General features: G+C 51.9%; 15 protein-coding genes and 1 pseudogene. 3 read left to right on the top strand and 13 right to left on the bottom strand.

The annotated features are described in order from the left end of the window. From RTM13_RS20230 to RTM13_RS14175, 3 genes and pseudogenes are all read right to left on the bottom strand, one after another. Window positions 1–127: hypothetical protein (locus RTM13_RS20230; RefSeq protein ID WP_409456048.1), on the bottom strand; the 127-nt coding region annotated here is incomplete at its 3' end. A 38-nt stretch (window positions 128–165) separates the two neighbouring features. Further along, window positions 166–1,104, bottom strand: coding sequence for a bifunctional riboflavin kinase/FAD synthetase (ribF, locus tag RTM13_RS14180; protein ID WP_312212621.1), 939 nt, complete (start codon window positions 1,102–1,104; stop codon window positions 166–168). Window positions 1,105–1,111: 7 nt separating this feature from the next. Next, window positions 1,112–1,352: pseudogene (locus tag RTM13_RS14175) on the bottom strand (DUF2575 domain-containing protein). Between the two features lie 79 nt (window positions 1,353–1,431). On the opposite strand from RTM13_RS14175, the gene rpsT reads away from it, so the two are divergent. Further along, complete coding sequence (gene rpsT, locus RTM13_RS14170) at window positions 1,432–1,695, top strand: 30S ribosomal protein S20 (protein WP_042388178.1); 264 nt, start codon at window positions 1,432–1,434, stop codon at window positions 1,693–1,695. A gap of 67 nt (window positions 1,696–1,762) precedes the next feature. Here the strand turns inward: rpsT and nhaA are convergent, their stop codons facing one another. The 8 genes from nhaA to dnaK all read right to left on the bottom strand — a co-directional run bounded on the left by nhaA (window position 1,763) and on the right by dnaK (window position 13,241). Further along, window positions 1,763–2,935 carry a Na+/H+ antiporter NhaA gene (gene nhaA / locus RTM13_RS14165; RefSeq protein WP_312212620.1) on the bottom strand — a complete coding sequence of 391 codons (1,173 nt, stop codon included), beginning with the start codon at window positions 2,933–2,935 and terminating at the stop codon, window positions 1,763–1,765. Window positions 2,936–3,070: 135 nt separating this feature from the next. Further along, on the bottom strand, window positions 3,071–4,786 hold the full coding sequence (locus RTM13_RS14160) for an aryl-sulfate sulfotransferase (protein ID WP_312212619.1): 1,716 nt from the start codon (window positions 4,784–4,786) through the stop codon (window positions 3,071–3,073). 119 nt (window positions 4,787–4,905) lie between these two features. Beyond that, window positions 4,906–6,156 (bottom strand): cytoplasmic protein, encoded by a 1,251-nt coding sequence (locus RTM13_RS14155; RefSeq protein WP_312212618.1) that lies wholly within the window; start codon window positions 6,154–6,156, stop codon window positions 4,906–4,908. Window positions 6,157–6,177: 21 nt separating this feature from the next. Continuing rightward, window positions 6,178–7,350 carry an anaerobic sulfatase maturase gene (locus RTM13_RS14150; protein ID WP_312212617.1) on the bottom strand — a complete coding sequence of 391 codons (1,173 nt, stop codon included), beginning with the start codon at window positions 7,348–7,350 and terminating at the stop codon, window positions 6,178–6,180. Between the two features lie 127 nt (window positions 7,351–7,477). Next, a complete protein-coding gene (locus RTM13_RS14145) occupies window positions 7,478–8,971 on the bottom strand; it encodes a sulfatase-like hydrolase/transferase (protein WP_312212616.1) in 1,494 nt (497 codons plus the stop codon). Between the two features lie 20 nt (window positions 8,972–8,991). Continuing rightward, window positions 8,992–9,756: an outer membrane protein OmpK gene (locus RTM13_RS14140; protein WP_312212615.1), complete on the bottom strand. Its 765-nt coding sequence runs from the start codon at window positions 9,754–9,756 to the stop codon at window positions 8,992–8,994. A 347-nt stretch (window positions 9,757–10,103) separates the two neighbouring features. Beyond that, window positions 10,104–11,240: a molecular chaperone DnaJ gene (gene dnaJ / locus RTM13_RS14135; protein WP_312212614.1), complete on the bottom strand. Its 1,137-nt coding sequence runs from the start codon at window positions 11,238–11,240 to the stop codon at window positions 10,104–10,106. 84 nt (window positions 11,241–11,324) lie between these two features. Further along, the gene (dnaK, locus tag RTM13_RS14130; RefSeq protein WP_312212613.1) at window positions 11,325–13,241 is read right to left on the bottom strand and encodes a molecular chaperone DnaK; all 1,917 of its coding nucleotides are present in this window, start codon (window positions 13,239–13,241) and stop codon (window positions 11,325–11,327) included. 338 nt (window positions 13,242–13,579) lie between these two features. On the opposite strand from dnaK, the gene msyB reads away from it, so the two are divergent. Together msyB and satP are read left to right on the top strand one after the other, a co-directional pair. Beyond that, window positions 13,580–14,293 (top strand): acidic protein MsyB, encoded by a 714-nt coding sequence (msyB, locus tag RTM13_RS14125; protein WP_312212612.1) that lies wholly within the window; start codon window positions 13,580–13,582, stop codon window positions 14,291–14,293. A 148-nt stretch (window positions 14,294–14,441) separates the two neighbouring features. Beyond that, window positions 14,442–15,008, top strand: a complete 567-nt coding sequence (satP, locus tag RTM13_RS14120; protein ID WP_312212611.1) for an acetate uptake transporter — start codon at window positions 14,442–14,444, stop codon at window positions 15,006–15,008. A 34-nt stretch (window positions 15,009–15,042) separates the two neighbouring features. On the opposite strand, the gene RTM13_RS14115 is transcribed toward satP, so the two are convergent. Together RTM13_RS14115 and RTM13_RS14110 are read right to left on the bottom strand one after the other, a co-directional pair. Next, window positions 15,043–15,984 (bottom strand): Rpn family recombination-promoting nuclease/putative transposase, encoded by a 942-nt coding sequence (locus RTM13_RS14115; RefSeq protein WP_312212610.1) that lies wholly within the window; start codon window positions 15,982–15,984, stop codon window positions 15,043–15,045. Window positions 15,985–16,095: 111 nt separating this feature from the next. Further along, window positions 16,096–17,409 carry an MFS transporter gene (locus RTM13_RS14110; protein ID WP_312212609.1) on the bottom strand — a complete coding sequence of 438 codons (1,314 nt, stop codon included), beginning with the start codon at window positions 17,407–17,409 and terminating at the stop codon, window positions 16,096–16,098. Window positions 17,410–17,504: the final 95 nt, after the last annotated feature.

The raw sequence follows: 17,504 nt of genomic DNA, 5'->3' as shown, positions 1-17,504 counted from the left end.
CACGGATGATGCCGTACAGGTCATCATCGTTCCAACGCGCCAGCATTCCCGGTTCGCGTTTGGCGAGATCGCCACGCATCGGGAACCCTGTTTCCGGCAAATTCAGGGTTGATTTAAAGTCACTCATCAGATTCTCGGTTCCGTATTTAAAAACGTGTTTAGCCATTACGCCAGGTTTGATAACCCAAATAACTCGCGGGCGGTTAACTCATCTTTGGCAATTTGCGCCTTCAGCTCATCCAGCGAGGCAAATCGCTTTTCGCTGCGGATCTTTTTTCGCAGCACTACTTCTATATGGCGGCCATAAAGGTCCATTACAACGTCCAGCAGGTGTACTTCCAGCTGCTGGCGTACGCCTTTGACCGTGGGGCGGGTACCAATATTGGCAACGCCCGGCAGTGGCTTATCGCCAAGCCCCATCACTTCTACCGCATAGACCCCTTTTACCGGGGAGACCTGACGGCGCAGCGGAACGTTTGCCGTCGGGAAGCCGATGGTGCGTCCCAGCGCGTCGCCGTGCACGACGCGGCCAGAGATAGAGAACGGATGGCCCAGCAGGCTCTCTGCCAGCGGCAGGTCATCCTCTGCCAGCGCCTGGCGCACCGCCGTGCTGCTGATGCGCATGCCGCCTTCGCAGAAGGTTTGGGTACTGGTGACGTCAAAGCCGTACTCCAGGCCAGCCTTCTGTAATAACAAGAAATCGCCCTGCCGACCAGCACCAAAGCGGAAATCGTCGCCGACGGCAAGAAAGCGCACGCCCAGGCGATCCACCAGCAGGTCGCTGACAAAGTTCTGCGCCGTCAGGGCAGCAAAGCGGCGATCGAAGCGCACGCAGAGCACGTAGTCAACGCCGCACTCGGCCAGGTAGCGCAGCTTTTCACGCAGGCGCGTCAGGCGGGCCGGGGCTTTATCACCGGCAAACAGCTCCAGCGGCTGCGGTTCAAACATCATCACTACCACCGGCAGGCCGCGCTTGCGCCCCTCTGCATTCAGGCAGCGTAGCAACGCCTGATGCCCCCGGTGCACGCCGTCAAAATTACCAATAGTCAGCACACACCCGTGTGGGGCCTGGCTGAGATTATGTGTGCCGCGTATCAGCTTCATCTCTGGCTCAAAACAGTGAAAATCGTCCGAGTATACCTTGTACAGCGTTTAAGGTTAACCGGCGATTGGCTTCGTAAAACAGAAAGCATGAGGGATTTCATCGCGCTGTCTGCCTGCGGTAAGAAAAACTCGTGCTTCATAGCGATTTTTGTCGCAGAAAGGCTGTATTCATGACCAGCAAGCTGGTAGAATCTTGCGCCATCACACGTAACGAGCGTCGCAACGTAGCGCCGCTTATTTGCACAAATCCATTGACAAAAGAAGGCTGAAAGGGCATATTCCTCGGCCTTTGAATTGTCCACATAGATCATATTTGGGAGTTGGACCTTGGCTAATATCAAATCAGCTAAGAAGCGCGCCGTTCAGTCTGAAAAGGCACGCAAGCACAACGCAAGCCGTCGCTCTATGATGCGTACTTTCATCAAGAAAGTATACGCAGCGATTGAAGCTGGCGACAAAGCAGCTGCACAGAAAGCATTTAACGAAATGCAACCGATCGTGGATCGTCAGGCCGCTAAAGGTCTGGTCCACAAAAACAAAGCAGCGCGCCATAAGGCTAACCTGACCGCGCAGATCAACAAACTGGCTTAATCGCCCGTCTGCTGAGCTTTGTTAAAAAAACCCGCCAAGGCGGGTTTTTTTACGTCTGGACTATGGACTATGCAACCGCTGGCACTTTAAAACGCGCCCGTAGCAGCATATAGCCAATCACTGCCGACAATAACGAACCGGTCAGGATACCCAGCTTCGCCCAGTCCACCAGCTCGGGATCGATACCGTCAAACGCCAGGTTAGTAATAAAGATAGACATCGTGAAGCCGATGCCGCACAGCACGCCAACGGCCATGATCTGGTTAAACTGCGCGCCATGCGGCAGCTTTGCCAGTCCCAGACGCAGCGCCAGCCAGGTAAAGAGGGTAATACCCAGCGGCTTGCCGATAAGCAGCCCGGCAATAATCCCCAGCGGCAGCATTGAGGCCAGCCCGCTCAGCGTTACGCCCTGCAGCGGGACTCCTGCATTAGCAAAGGCGAACAGCGGCAGGATCAGCCAGCCCACCCACGGATGAAGCACATGCTCCAGCTGACGGGAAGGTGATACGCCCTCTTCTTTCGTCAGTGGGATAAAGAACCCAAGGATCACCCCGGCGATGGTGGCATGCACGCCCGACTTCAGTACCGCGGTCCAGAGCACCAGGCCAACCAGAATATAGAGGCCAGTGCGCCGTACGTTAAGAGCATTCATTATCGCCAGCACTACAACCGCCAGCGCGGCGACGCCCAGCGACACCATTGACAGCTCGCTGGTGTAGAACAGCGCGATAATAATGATGGCACCCAGGTCATCGATAATCGCCAGCGCCATCAGGAAGATCTTCAGGGCTGGCGGAATGCGACTACCCAGCAACGCCAGCACGCCCAGCGCAAAGGCGATATCGGTCGCGGTAGGGATCGCCCAGCCATGGCTGACCACCGGATCGTGAGCGTTAAACAGCAGGAAAATTAGCGCCGGAACAACCATGCCGCCCAGGGCAGCAATGACCGGGAACATCGCCTGGTGGCGGCTAGCCAGCGCGCCCTGTACCAGTTCGCGCTTCACCTCAAGGCCGACCAGCAGGAAGAAGACGGCCATCAGCGCATCGTTAATAAACAGCAGCATGTTTTTATTGATGTCGAGCGGCCCGGCCCTGAACTGCACGGGCAGCTCGAGGAAAGTATTATAAATCTCTTTAGTGGCACCAAGATTGGCGCAAAGCATCGCCAGCAGAGCGGCAACGATGAGCGTCACACCCCCGGACGCATCGCTGTTGATAAAGCGGCGCAAATGTTTCACAACGGCTCCTTCTGTATAATTTACTAATCGTCTGAAACAGTTTAACCGTCTGGATCGCCAGGGGACAGAAATAATGAAAAAGCCCGAACTGATATCGGGCTTGTGGGAGGATAAGAATGTGCTTAGCGTGGCGCTTCAGGCATAGAGCGCCATTTTGTAGACGCGGAAGCTGGTAATATCGTAGCGATAACCCTCCCCACCGGTAGCTTCATTTTTGTAATAGCCCGACGTCATTGTCGCTTCGAAAAGCACCGATTTGGTAGAGGGGTCTATCTCCTGTAACAGCAGGTTCCCCATTACCTCACTACCTTCCTGCGGATCGACAAGATCGCTATCCCCCGGCTGACACGAAACCGCCCGACCATTTTCATCAAAGGTACAGTCTCCAAAGTGCACCACGATATTACCGTTTGAGAGGATCTCCTTGGCACTGACGCAGCTGCTGTAGCCTCGTGAGCCAAGCTCCTTACCGTACGCAAAAGGACGTGTAATAGTCATGGTTTTCAGGTCGATGATGAAATGGACAATTTGGCTGTAGTTGTCCGGTGGCAGCAGACTTTTACTGTCGTCACGTGAGCGAAAATTACCGTTATCAAAGACCATAAACTCGACGATATCCGGTTTTTCATTTGGAATTTCAATAACGTTATGCTGGCCCCACGTCCAGAAATCACGGTTCGCGGCATCCACATCTTCGGGATTATTGAAGTCATAAAGCGGTACTCCATCATTATCAACCGGCGTCAGTAGATAAGGCTGTAATGCCTCATTCCACTCTTCGTGGGTGGACATAATGAATCGTAGCGCCTCAGTTTCCAGATCGATGCCAAAGACTGCGCTCTGATGCCGACCAGAAGCGATGAGGAGATTATTGGTCTCATTAACGTAGCTTTGGTTAATATGCAACCAGTCTTTTACCGTCGGATCTTCGCCTGGAGCTGTACCTGACGGTCGTGACTCGCGCTGCGGATCGAGAATTTTCGCCAGGTCGTAATAGGCAATCTCCAGCCCCGTTGTCAGATCGATAACGGAAACGCCATCCTCATTAGTGTGTAATGCATCCGGACGACCCGCGGTATATTCCGATGGAGCCACAATCGTACTGCTGTCCCACTGCCAGATGGAGTGATGAAACTGATTGTCCAGTACATAGAAGGCATACAGACGCCCCATCATGTCAAACTCATACATGCTCAGATAGGTGTTATTTGCTTCCGAAGTCGCAAGAAAGTGGCCGTTATCAATACGCACCAGGTTGTAAGAGGGAAAATCCTTCGTCACATACCAGCGTACAATCCCGTTTTGGTCCAGCGCATAGTTATAACGATCGAAATGGGTAATGAAGTAGTAACCGGGAGCCATTTTTGTTGCATCCGTTACCGGCTGAGTCACGCTGATAATAGGGAACCCCAATGTGACATCAGCAGAGTCTGTAGCTGGCAACGGCTGAGTTGTAATGGCATAAGAGGCAATTTCCACACCGTCAGAAAGAAAGACGATCTGGTTTTCGCTGTCAGCCACAAGGCCGAGAACCGGCACCAGATTTGCGCCCGCGCTAAGCGTTAAAACCTGTTTGGTCAGTACGGCAGTTTTAGCTACATCCTGAATATACAAAGTGATTTCACGGTTTTCACTGCTCCATATTCCGGCATAGGCACTTAAAGGGGCAGTGCCGTAAGGATTAAGGGTGATACGCGCCTTTTCCAGCGTATTGTCTTCGGTAATCTGGGTAAGGCTATCCTGATAAATGGCCGTGTGGCTAAGAACCATTGCATTATTAACATCTACCCCCTGATTAATAGCGGAACGCGGAGCAGGAAGGGTATGCCCATGAATAACACTATTTTTCATAACGAATCTCCAGTATATCTATCTCGTCAGCTCACAGTAGAACCAGAAAAATATACCGTTGACTCTCCCTCTCCTTAGCAAAAAGGAATCAACCCGTATCAATAATTGATTGCACTACATTACTTCCTACGTGTTTGATTGTATTCATATTTCAGATATTCAAGAACTGCAGTGACGTTGGCAGGTGACAATCGATTAAGCTGCGGTAGAAAAGGATGCGCATGCAGGTATTGTATAAACCGTATAGCACCTTTGAGAGTTGCATAACGCTGCGCGCCTGTTTTTTTATTCTCCGTAAGATTGCACACCGCCATCGCGTAGTCACGCGTTGAGAACGTTCGCCAGACATTATTGCGAATACCCCCACTCATAAACAGGCGCGGCGGCATGGCATGCTGTAGAGGTGGTGTTCCACGCTCCCGCACAAAAGAGATATGGCTTCGCCCTTGTTGCACATAAGCCAGGTTTGCCATCATACATCCGCCTAAGATAAAACACTCGTGATCGATATAGTGCTGAACATTCAGGGAGCGCTCGTCCGTCAGCGTCTGGACTAATTCAAAATGTCGGTAAGCGGGTAAGACTGGTTTTACCAGCATACCGGGATCGTTTTTATTCAGTGTCGCAGGGCCATAATCCACATCAAAAAGATTTTGGCGACGCATGGTAATCGACTCTTTACGCTGAACCAGATGCATTAGCGTTCCGGGGGGCAGACGTTCCTCATAACGAGATATATACTCATACGCCTTCTCTACTGGTTGCGCGGAATAATTTGTCGAAATAGCCACCACGTTACCGCTCTGCTCCTCTGCGGTGACTAATACATATAGTCGGCTATTACCGCCGTTAAAATTGACGTAAAACGCTCGTGTGCTGAGCATAATATCAAAAGCAGTAAATGCCCCTTGCCGCTCATGTTGGTTAGCATTTCGGGATAATTTGCTTAACTCTCGGCAGAGGCCTGTACTGTCCAGATCAAGTTGTTTGCGAATATCGGTCAGAGAAGCTCCCTCCTGTATCAGGCCAGGAAGCGCCATCTGCCGATGATCCCTCTTTTGTTCCTCCGGCGCGATGAATGTTCGATGACATTGGCAGCAGTAGATTCGGCGGTTACCAAGTGAAGAGAAGCCATATTTTCTTAACGAGTGCCCACCACAGCGCGGACACTGCTTTACCAATCCCCGCCATGGCCGATTAGCGCTCTGGCGAAAGAGATTTAACGATGTGGCTGAGATAACAGGAAATAAAAAACCACACTCCCGACAGAGCACATCCTTATTCTGTATAATATAGTCCGGGCTATTGAGGATGCCGAAATTTTTACAACCCAATGTCTTACAGCAATCCACATTGATATTTGCGAACATGTATTCCTCAGTGAACAGCGTTTAAACCAATACCGTCCGAATCTCCGCTGGGGGAATATTATTTTCATAAAGCGTTTTCATTACGCCCATAAGCGGAGCCGTATGCGAGAAAAAAGCTTTATAGCTTGCGCAGAGATAGTTTTTATTTAACTGGCCTGATGCTGATGGCAAAAAACGATGTTTAGGGCAGCCTCCGTAACAGGCAAATTTCCACTGACAGGCATGGCACTCCTGCGCCATCGATCGCATTTTATCTTTGCCAAAGCAGTGATTTTGTTCACTTGAATTCATCTCACGCAATGTCCTGTCATAAATATTCCCCAGCTTATACTCCGGGTAGACAAAGTGATCGCAGTTATAGATGTCTCCGTTCATTTCCATCGCAAAGGCACTTCCGCACTGGGGCGCAAAAATACAGACCTGGGGTGGAAGACCACACCAGGCTGCCAGCGTCTGTTCGAAAAGCTGGATGCCAATTTCACCGATATCCTCTCGGATCCAGATATCAAAGATAGCATTAAGGAAATGGCCAAACTGCGAGGTGTTAACTGACCAGGGCATCATATTGGCCTTATCCTCTTGCGGGTGCGCCAGGGTGGAGATGCCATGATTACTTTGCCTTTCTACTAGCGGTATAAACTGCATGTAACGGCTACCCAGCGATTTAAGATAGGCATAAACCCGTTGCGGATGATGCATATTGCTGTGATTAACGACGGTAAGCGTATTGAATTCGACCTCATGCTCGACCAGGCAGCGGATTGCCCGCTCAACCTTCGCATGTGTGGGGCCGCCAGATCGTGTCAGACGCCACTCATCGTGCAGTGCTGCATCGCCATCAATGGATATGCCTACCAGAAATTGCCGTTGGTTAAAAAAGTGTGCCCACTCACTATTAACAAGGATGCCATTAGTCTGGAATGTATTGACGATAGTCTTTCCATTGGCGTAGCGCTGCTGCAACGCCACTGCTTTTTGATAAAACGGTATTCCCATCAGCGTAGGCTCTCCGCCCTGCCATGCAAAAATCACTTCATCAACATCCTGAGCGGCAATATGCTGCTGAACAAACAGTTCAAGCGTATTCTCAGACATCCGATAATGATTTTTCCGTTCAGGATAGAGCTTCTCTTTTTCAAGATAAAAACAGTATCGGCAATCAAGATTGCACACCGACCCTGTCGGCTTCACCATAACCTGACAACTTTTTTGCTCATTATGTATGACCTCTAAAGTAAAAGAACCTGGTTCAGCACAACCGTACCGAACCAGGCGGGCATAGCCCTAAGTGGCATACTCTTTGTTTCTTATTGTTATTCTGTTAGCCCCAGGTCACAGGCGTTGGCTTATCCCCCCGGGCTTTCATCAGGGAGTCATGGTCAATATCGGTTTTGTACTTCAGGAACTTGCTATACAACTGCTTCTCAATATCAGGCTGTTTGCCAATCTGATTAAGCGTTTCATAGCGGTCATTTTTCAGGTTATAGAGATATTTGGGTTTATTTTCCCGATCTATAATCATCTTCCAGTCGCCATCCCGAATTGCCCACTCATCCGTCGGATCGTCCTGGAAAGGCATATCGATACCGAAAATAAGCGGTTTTTGCCGGGTCAGGGATTTTTTCTCCAGGAGCGGCACCAGCGACTGGCCGTCATAGGTACGATCGGAAGGTAGCGTAAAGTCCATCAACTGCGCCAGCGTTGGCAACCAGTCGAGACCGTAGGCAGGCGTATCGGTGACTGTTCCCTGCGGTATATGTTTACCATATTTAATAATGGCCGGGACGCGGATCCCGCCTTCCCATAAGTTATCTTTGCGTCCGCGTAAACCATCTGTCTCGCCAGCAAGATTCAGCTCATAGACCTTGCGCGCTTCACGCGTAACTGGACCATTGTCGCTGATAAAGATAACGATCGTATTATCTTCTTCCCCCATCGCCTTGATTTTGGCGAGTACTTTACCAACCTGCGCATCCATATAGCTGATGTTGGCGTAATATTCCCCGGTACCGCGCCACGGTTTATCTGCCCAGTCCCCGTAGTACAGATCCGGATGCTGCTTCTCATATTCACTCATATAGGATGAGTACATATCGAGATACTTTTTCGGCGCCGCCAGCGGGCTGTGCACTTCGGTAAAGGCGACATATAAGAAGAAGGGGTTATCGTCTTTTTTGTTATCGAGCCAATTTACCACCTCAGAGCTAACAAACTCGCCGCTCATTTTATCTGCACGCCCGATATGTTTACCGTTACGCAACCAGCCCGTTGGATGCACAACGCCATAGCGCGGACGCTCTTTCGCATTATCCAGCGTTGAATCCGATACAAACCCCGCAGGATTGACGAGGCTATAATCGAACCCCATGTCTTTCGCCTGCGGCTGGTCGGTACGATCGCCGCCCGCATTCAAATGCAGTTTACCCATCATCGCTGTGTCATACCCCTGCTGTTTCAGCAGGTTGGCGATGGTGAGCTCATTGCGCCCTAGTGACACATTTTTGTTCTCCGGTATCCATGAACGGACGCCCGTACGGAAAGGCATTCGTCCCGTCAACAGACCCGCGCGTGAAGGAGAACATAGCGGTGCTGGTGCGTAGTAGTCAGTGAATTTCACCCCCTCCTGCGCAAGTTTATCGATATTCGGCGTCTTCACAATTTGATGACCATAGGTAGCAAGGTCACCATAACCTAAATCATCTGCCAGAATAATAACCAGATTAGGGCGTTTATCTGTTGTGGCATGTGCGGACGATAATACACTTCCCGCGCATAATGCTAATCCAACCATACTGGCAACAATCGTTCTTTTCATCTCAACTCCTTTGCCTAAAATTAGAACTCATACCCAACCATATAAATCATTTGATCCCCGAATCCGTCGTAACCTAATTTGTTTTTGAAATAGCGCCAGGTTACAGCCGCCTTCCAGCGAGGATAAAACTTCCAGGCCAGCGTTAAACCGCCGTTAATACCGTAATCACCGTACTGCTGCTCGGCATAAGCATCATTCCGATCAAGTTCAACTTCATTCCAGTCAGATAAGACAAGCTTCTCATCAAATAATGAGAAATTATATGCCGTGGTCCAGCCTACAACGTAACCGTTCCAGCCGCTGGTTTGTCCATATTTCTGCGAGACGTAATCGCCAGATTGATTATGTAATCCAATATAGGGTTTAAAAAACCCCCAATCACCACTCCAGCCGAGATAGCCCAGACCATAAAACATATCCAGATCGTCTCCCCAGGTGTTCTCCCACTGACCATATATTTTGCCAAAGAAAGTGTAGTCAGAGTCAAAAAGACGAACATGCGTCATGGCAGAAACAGTATGGTTTCGTCCAGCGACGGAATGGTTTAAAACATTACTTTCAATGAAGGAGTAAAATTCCGCCTCGCGAAAATTAACGCCGAAATCGGCAGTGGCTTTCCAGACTTCGCCTCGATGTACATTGACAAAGCCGCTGTTCCAGTCAGCATATCCGGCATTAATTGAGCCGAAGGAATTTATATACTCCAGAGCGTAAGCCGATTGACTAAATAGCGCGGGCGTTGCAAATACTATACAAGCCCAAAATGTGTTCCGCGTTAAAGACATTGAATGCATTCCCCACAGTTATAATATATCCTTTATGGACACCGATTTGCTGCGGTAACGTATATTAGCGAAACGGCGGTGCGGAATAGTGATATAAATCCCACATAATAAAAATGCGTAACTACTAAATGCCAGGTGTCGAAAAATGTTGTTTTACAGAGGATAACGACTTATTTATTAATACAGCGAAGAGTATTTTTATATAAAATAAATCCGATACTTATTTTACACGTTAGGGTAATCACAACTATTTTCCATACCGAAAATAACATCGCTATCTCCAGTTAAAAACGGCAAAAAAAAAGCCTGAGATTATCCCAGGCTTTAATGAAGATAGATGCCAGCGTTTAGCGCGTCAGGTCGTCAAAGAACTTCTTTACGCCGTCGAAGAAGCTTTTGGAGCGCGGGCTGTTATGTTCGCCCGTTGGACCACCGAAGCTCTCCTGAAGATCCTTCAGCAGCTGCTTCTGCTTCTCGTTGAGGCCAACCGGCGTCTCAACCACCACGCGGCACAGCAGGTCGCCCTGCGCGCCACCACGTACCGACTTCACGCCTTTACCGCGCATGCGGAACAGCTTGCCGGTCTGGGTTTCGCTCGGGACCTTCAGGTTAACGCGGCCGTCCAGCGTCGGGACCTCAATCTCACCGCCCAGCGCCGCCATGGCAAAGTTGATCGGCACTTCACAGTAGAGGTTGTTGCCTTCGCGCTCGAAAATCGGGTGCTGCTTCACCTGTACCTGAACGTACAGATCGCCTGCCGGTGCACCGTGCTCCCCTGCTTCGCCCTCGCCGGTGAGACGAATACGGTCGCCGGTATCGACGCCTGCCGGGATCTTCACGGACAAGGTTTTGCTCTTCTCAACGCGGCCGTGACCGTGGCACTTGTTGCACGGATCTTTGATCAGCGTACCGCGTCCCTGACAGTGCGGACAGGTCTGCTGTACCGCAAAGAAGCCCTGGCGCATCTGCACCTGGCCGGATCCATGACAGGTCGGACAGGTCTGAGGCTGGGTACCGGCTTTTGCGCCGCTGCCGTGGCAGATGTCGCACTCTTCCAGCGTCGGAATACGGATCTCTTTGGTGACGCCGCGTACGGCCTCTTCCAGCGTCAGCTCCATGTTGTAGCGCAGGTCAGCCCCACGCGCTGCGCGCTGACGACCGCGACCGCCGCCAAAGATATCGCCAAATACATCGCCAAAGATATCGCTAAAGTCAGCGCCGCCGCCGCCAAAACCGCCGCCGCCGCCCATGCCGCCCTGCTCAAACGCCGCGTGACCATACTGATCGTAGGCCGCACGTTTTTGCGCATCGGTCAGGACTTCGTACGCTTCTTTAATCTCTTTAAATTTGGCTTCGGCCTCTTTATCGCCCTGGTTGCGGTCCGGGTGGAACTTCATCGCCAGACGCTTATAGGCCTTTTTGATTTCACGCTCTTCCGCACTTTTCGGAACGCCTAAAATCTCGTAATAGTCTTGCTTTGCCATTTGTTTATCTGCCCCTAACATGCGAGCACGGGCGGAGAGGAAACCTCTACGCCCGTGCTGGTTTTCTACCCTACATCAGGGCGATTATTTTTTATCTTTAACTTCTTCGAACTCAGCGTCGACCACGTCGTCGTCTTTCGCATTGTTCGCAGAAGCGTCAGCGCCGCCTGCCTGCTGCTGGGCGTGCTGCTGCTGCGCGATCTCCATCAGCTTCTGGGAAACCTGCGCCAGTGCCTGCATTTTCGCTTCGATATCGGCTTTATCTTCGCCTTTCAGCGAAGTTTCCAGCGCGCTCAGCGCAGACTCGATAGCGGTTTTGTCGTCAGCCGGCAGCTGATCGCCTGCTTCGGTAACCTGCTTACGGGTGCTGTGCAGCAGGTGGTCACCCTGGTTGCGGGTCTGGACCAGCTCTTCAAACTTACGGTCAGACTCGGCGTTGGCTTCCGCATCCTGAACCATTTTCTGGATCTCATCTTCGTTGAGGCCAGAAGAGGCTTTAATGGTGATCTTCTGCTCTTTACCGCTGTTTTTGTCTTTCGCGGAGACGTGCAGAATACCGTCGGCGTCGATGTCAAAGGTAACTTCGATCTGCGGCATGCCACGCGGCGCCGGGTTAATACCGTCGAGGTTGAACTGACCCAGTGATTTGTTATCAGATGCACGTTTACGCTCACCCTGAATCACATGGATAGTTACCGCAGACTGGTTGTCTTCCGCAGTGGAGAACACCTGGCTGTGCTTGGTCGGGATGGTGGTGTTCTTGTTGATCAGCGCGGTCATCACGCCGCCCATGGTTTCGATACCCAGGGAGAGCGGAGTCACGTCAAGCAGCAGAACGTCTTTCACATCACCGGTCAGCACGCCGCCCTGAACCGCAGCACCGATTGCCACTGCTTCGTCCGGGTTAACGTCTTTACGCGGCTCTTTACCAAAGAACTCAGCAACTTTCTTCTGTACCATCGGCATACGGGTCTGGCCACCGACCAGGATCACGTCCTGAATGTCAGAGACAGAGAGGCCCGCATCCTGCAGTGCAACCTTCAGCGGCTCGATAGAGCGGTTTACCAGGTCTTCTACCAGGCTTTCCAGCTTCGCACGGGTCACTTTAATGTTCATGTGTTTCGGACCGGTCGCGTCTGCGGTGATATACGGCAGGTTCACGTCGGTCTGCTGAGCAGAAGAGAGCTCGATCTTCGCTTTCTCTGCGGCTTCTTTCAGGCGCTGCATCGCCAGCGGGTCGTTACGCAGGTCGATACCCTGATCTTTCTTAAACTCTTCAACGAGATAGTTGATCATACGGCTGTCGAAGTCTTCACCACCCAGGTGGGTATCACCATTGGTTGCCAGCACTTCGAAGGTTTTCTCACCGTCAACTTCGTCGATTTCGATAATGGAGATATCGAAGGTACCGCCGCCAAGGTCGTATACGGCGATAGTGCGGTTACCCACTTCTTTATCCAAACCGTAGGCCAGCGCAGCAGCGGTCGGTTCGTTGATGATACGTTTGACTTCCAGACCCGCGATACGACCGGCATCTTTCGTTGCCTGACGCTGAGCATCGTTGAAGTATGCAGGTACGGTGATAACCGCTTCAGTTACTGGTTCGCCCAGATAGTCTTCAGCCGTTTTCTTCATTTTCTTCAGCACTTCAGCAGAGATCTGCGGCGGTGCCATTTTTTGGCCCTTCACGTCGATCCATGCGTCGCCGTTGTCAGCGCCGATAATTTTGTACGGCATGATGGCTTCATCACGCTGCACTTCTTCGTCCTGGAAGCGGCGACCAATCAGGCGTTTAATCGCAAACAGGGTGTTTTGCGGGTTTGTCACTGCCTGACGTTTAGCCGGTTGACCCACCAGAGTTTCACCGTCCTGGGTATAAGCAATGATTGACGGCGTGGTGCGATCGCCTTCGGCGTTCTCCAGCACACGTGCAGTGGTGCCATCCATAATCGCTACACAAGAGTTGGTAGTACCCAGGTCGATACCAATAATTTTACCCATCTAAACGTCTCCACTAAAAATTTGTTCATCATGTGGTTGTGAATCTGTAATAAGGGCGAAACGTGCGGTTTCAACTGTCCCAAACTGTTTTTTTTCAGACTCACCACTTCGGTTGACTACAAGATGGGGACGTAACGCAACGCATCAAGGGGAGAGACAGAAAATTTTTTTGCCGCCCTCTCTTTTTCACCGCAATACATTCACATCGACAATTAAATCAAGCAAACCATTTCCGTAAATAATGTAATAAAAATAAAAGATTAGCCGAATGATATTTGGTTTTGTAGGGGTATTATAGGGACTGACGTAGGACGATTTAATCCAGTAAAGAGAAGGCAATGGATATTAGCTATCTAAACGACGAGGATCTGGACTTTCTTCAGCATTGCAGCGAGGAGCAGTTGGCCGATCTGACCCGCCTGCTTACCCATAACGAAAAAGGCAAGGCCCGCCTGTCGAGTACCCTGCGGCATAACGAGCTGTTCAGGGCAATGGAAGGCCATCCGGAGCAGCACCGCTGCAACTGGCAGCTCATCGCCGGGGAGTTACAGCATTACGGCGGCGACAGCATCGCTAACAGGCTACGCGGCCACGGAAAACTGTACCGCGCCATTCTGCTGGACGTGGCGAAACGGCTTAAGCTCAAGGCGCATAAAGAGAACACGACCGTTGAAATTGAACAGGCCCTGCTGGCGCATTTTCTGCGTAACGCCTGGCAGAAAATGGATGCCGAACAGAAGCAGGCGTTTCTGCAGGATGTTGAGGCGAAAGTCTCTGAGCTTGAGGAGCTGCTGCCGCTGCTGCTTGAGGATCCGGCGTTGGCAAAGGGGGTTTCCCACCTGCTCTCCAGCCAGCTGACCCGCATTCTACGTACTCATGCCGCTATCAGCGTTATCGGTCACGGGCTGGTGCGTGGAGCCGGTCTTGGCGGCCCGCTAGGGGCGGCGTTTAACAGTGTTAAGGCCATGAGCGGCAGCGCCTATCGGGTCACTATTCCCGCCGTCCTGCAGATTGCCTGCCTGCGACGGATATTCGCCACAACCGAAGCTTAATTTCCGGATTGCAAGGTATTTTTTTCAATTATCTAGCATAGATCAAAGACAGAGTTGATGCCGCTCATTATCATGCCGCGCCCCGCTTCCACTATCTGGATGCGGGGCTTTTACTTTCACCATTTTTATGATGATTTTTTGGGGATTTATGGGCGACACTAAGTTGGCTAATCCGGCTCCGCTGGGCTTAATGGGCTTCGGCATGACCACTATTTTGCTTAACCTGCACAATATTGGCATGTTCCCGCTGGATGGCGTTATCCTGGCGATGGGCATCTTCTACGGCGGCATCGCTCAGATTTTTGCCGGGCTGCTGGAATATAAAAAAGGCAATACCTTTGGCTTAACCGCCTTTACCTCCTACGGCTCCTTCTGGCTGACACTAGTGGCGATCCTCATTATGCCGAAAATGGGCCTGGCGGATGCGGCCAACGGCCACTTCCTTGGTGTTTACCTGGGGATCTGGGGCGTGTTCACCCTGTTTATGTTCTTCGGCACGCTGAAAGGTGCGCGTATGCTGCAGTTCGTATTCCTGAGCCTGACGGTGCTGTTTGCGCTGCTCTGCGTGGGACACCTGGCGGATAACGAAGGCATCGTTCACGTGGCAGGCTGGATCGGTCTGGTATGCGGCGCAAGCGCCATCTACCTGGCAATGGGTGAAGTGCTCAACGAGCAGTATGGCCGCACCGTGCTGCCGATTGGCGAGAGGCTCTAATATAGGTGATGCTCCGGCGGCTAAGGCTGGGGCATTATTTATTTATTCTGGAGCATGCCAGCGCGTCAAGCGCCTCCTCAGCCAGGCCGGTCAGCTGGATAATCTGCGCACGCTCCATTCCCTGGTTCAACATAGCTTGCGCAATGCGAATCGTAGCTTCAAGACGGCCTTCGCTACGACCTTCGCTGCGGCCTTGTTGCAGCCCTTCCCCATGACCTTCCTGCCTAAGCTGTTCTGCAATAGTCATTAGAATATCCTTATGTTGCGGAGCTTTCTTCGCCAGTACACGAATCAGCGCACCATGATCGACACTATTTCCAGCCTGCACAAGATAGTTAATGACTGTCCTGAGCTGCTGTCCGGTAGTGTAGCCCTGTAAAAGTAGGGAAGCCAAATGCTCATGAAATGCCATGAGATCCCGCGCACGAATATGCTTCTGCAAAAACTCAAGAAGCGCCACTCTGCGATGAGTCATGATGTCAGCATCAGGAATGACAGTAACGTCAACCAAGAGAAACTCCTGTGTGTAAAGCTGCTGCGCCAGGGCTGGGTATTCAAATGCATCCAGCCAGCACATCGGAAAAGGATACGGACTTACGCTGCCATGGTAGAAAAGTATCGGGATCACCAGCGGTAATTTCTCGTTCCCGGCATCCAGATGACGCTGCATCGCTGCCAGCGCGTAGCGCATAAGACGGAATGTCATCTGCTTGTCGGGCGTACTCTGATGCTCAAGCAAAGCGTAGATATAGCCCACGCCATAACGGGTTTGCAGTGACCAGAGTACATCGGAATGACGTGCCTGCAAGTTTTCCTCAATAAAGCTGCCCGATTCAAGGCGTAACGTTTTGAGATCGCATAATTTTAAGAGATGCGAAGGAAGATGGATATTAAGAAAGTCGCGCGCTGTCTCAGGGTGCGTCATAAATTGTTTGAACACCGCGTCGTGCGGTGTAGACGGCGAGATCCTTGCCATGTTTTTTCCTTGTAAGTCCAACCTGCTTTTAGTATCCGCCTCATTCTGTTCATTGTCAGAATGAGGTGGATACCCTGCGAGGATGCTCGGAAAAAGGTAGCTGGTAGAAGACTATAAAGATGTTTGATTCAATTCAGCGCGAGGCGTAACGTCTTGCGGGTTCAGATCCTGCCGCAGCCAGATCCCTAATCCTAAGCCGACCAGCGCCAGCGCCAGCACGTACCAGGCCGGGGCCAGCGGCGAGATGCCCATCAGCAGGGTGACCGCAATCGGCGTCAGCCCGCCAAAGATGGCGTAAGAGACGTTGTAGGAGAAGGAGATGCCGGTGAAGCGTACCTCAGCCGGGAACGCCCGCACCATGACGTAGGGCACCGCGCCGACGACCCCAACGCCCAGCCCTGCCAGACCATAGAGCAGAGAGAGATGCTCCGGGTGCGTACCAGCGAAGTGATAGAAGATGCCGCTGGTGCAGGCCAGCAGAATGCTGCCGACGATAAAGGTTCTGCTCGCCCCGAAGCGATCCGCCGCCAGCCCGGCCAGCAGACAGCCAATGCAGAGCATAATGGTGGCCACGCTGTTGGCCTGCAGAGTCAGCGCCGGGGCGAGGCCATACTGCTTCTGCAGCCAGACCGGCGACATCAGGATCACCACCACGATGCAGGCGGAGAGCAGCCAGGTGAGCAGCATGGAGATCGCCACCGCCCTCTTATGCTTAACCACTACCGCCTTCACCGGCAGCTCCTTGGCCAGCGCTTTATGCTGCTGCATCTCAAGAAAGATCGGTGTCTCCTGCAACCAGCGGCGCAGGTACATCGCTACCAGGCCAAACGCGCCGCCGAGCAGGAATGGAATACGCCAGCCATATTCATGCAGCGTCTCCGGCGTCATGGCGCGGTTGACTATCGTCGCCACCACCGAACCCAGCAGGATACCCACGGTGAGGCCCGCCGTCAGGGTGCCGCAGGCGATGCCGATCCGCCGGGCAGGCACGTGTTCAGCGACAAAAACCCATGCCCCCGGCACCTCGCCGCCGATCGCCGCACCCTGTAAAAGACGCATCAGCAGTAAAAGCAGCGGTGCGGCAATACCGATAGAGGCGTAGGTAGGCAGCAGGCCAATTGCCAGAGTCGGCACCGCCATCAGCAGAATGCTCAGGGTAAACATCTTCTTCCGGCCGACGAGATCGCCAAAGTGCGCCATGATAATGCCGCCCAGTGGCCGAGCCAGATAGCCTGCGGCAAAAATGCCGAAGGTCTGGACCTGGCGCAGCCACTCGGGAATATCCGCCGGGAAGAAGAGCGCACCAACGACGGCGGCAAAAAAGACGAAGATGATGAAATCGTAAAACTCCAGCGCGCCGCCAAGGGCAGCGAGCGAGAGCGTTTTATAATCCTGGCGATTCAGCGGGCGTGCGTTTTCAGACATAACGAACCATGTGCGAAGAGAGGTGGATGAATTTATTTTTACGTCTTATGTAAAGTTAAAATTACTATATCGTAAAAATATCACTACGCCACTCT

Source organism: Pseudescherichia sp. (assembly GCF_031979925.1).
Lineage (GTDB): Bacteria > Pseudomonadota > Gammaproteobacteria > Enterobacterales > Enterobacteriaceae > Pseudescherichia.
Note: the sequence above shows the minus strand (reverse complement) of the source record. Positions and strands in the feature narration are given on the sequence as shown.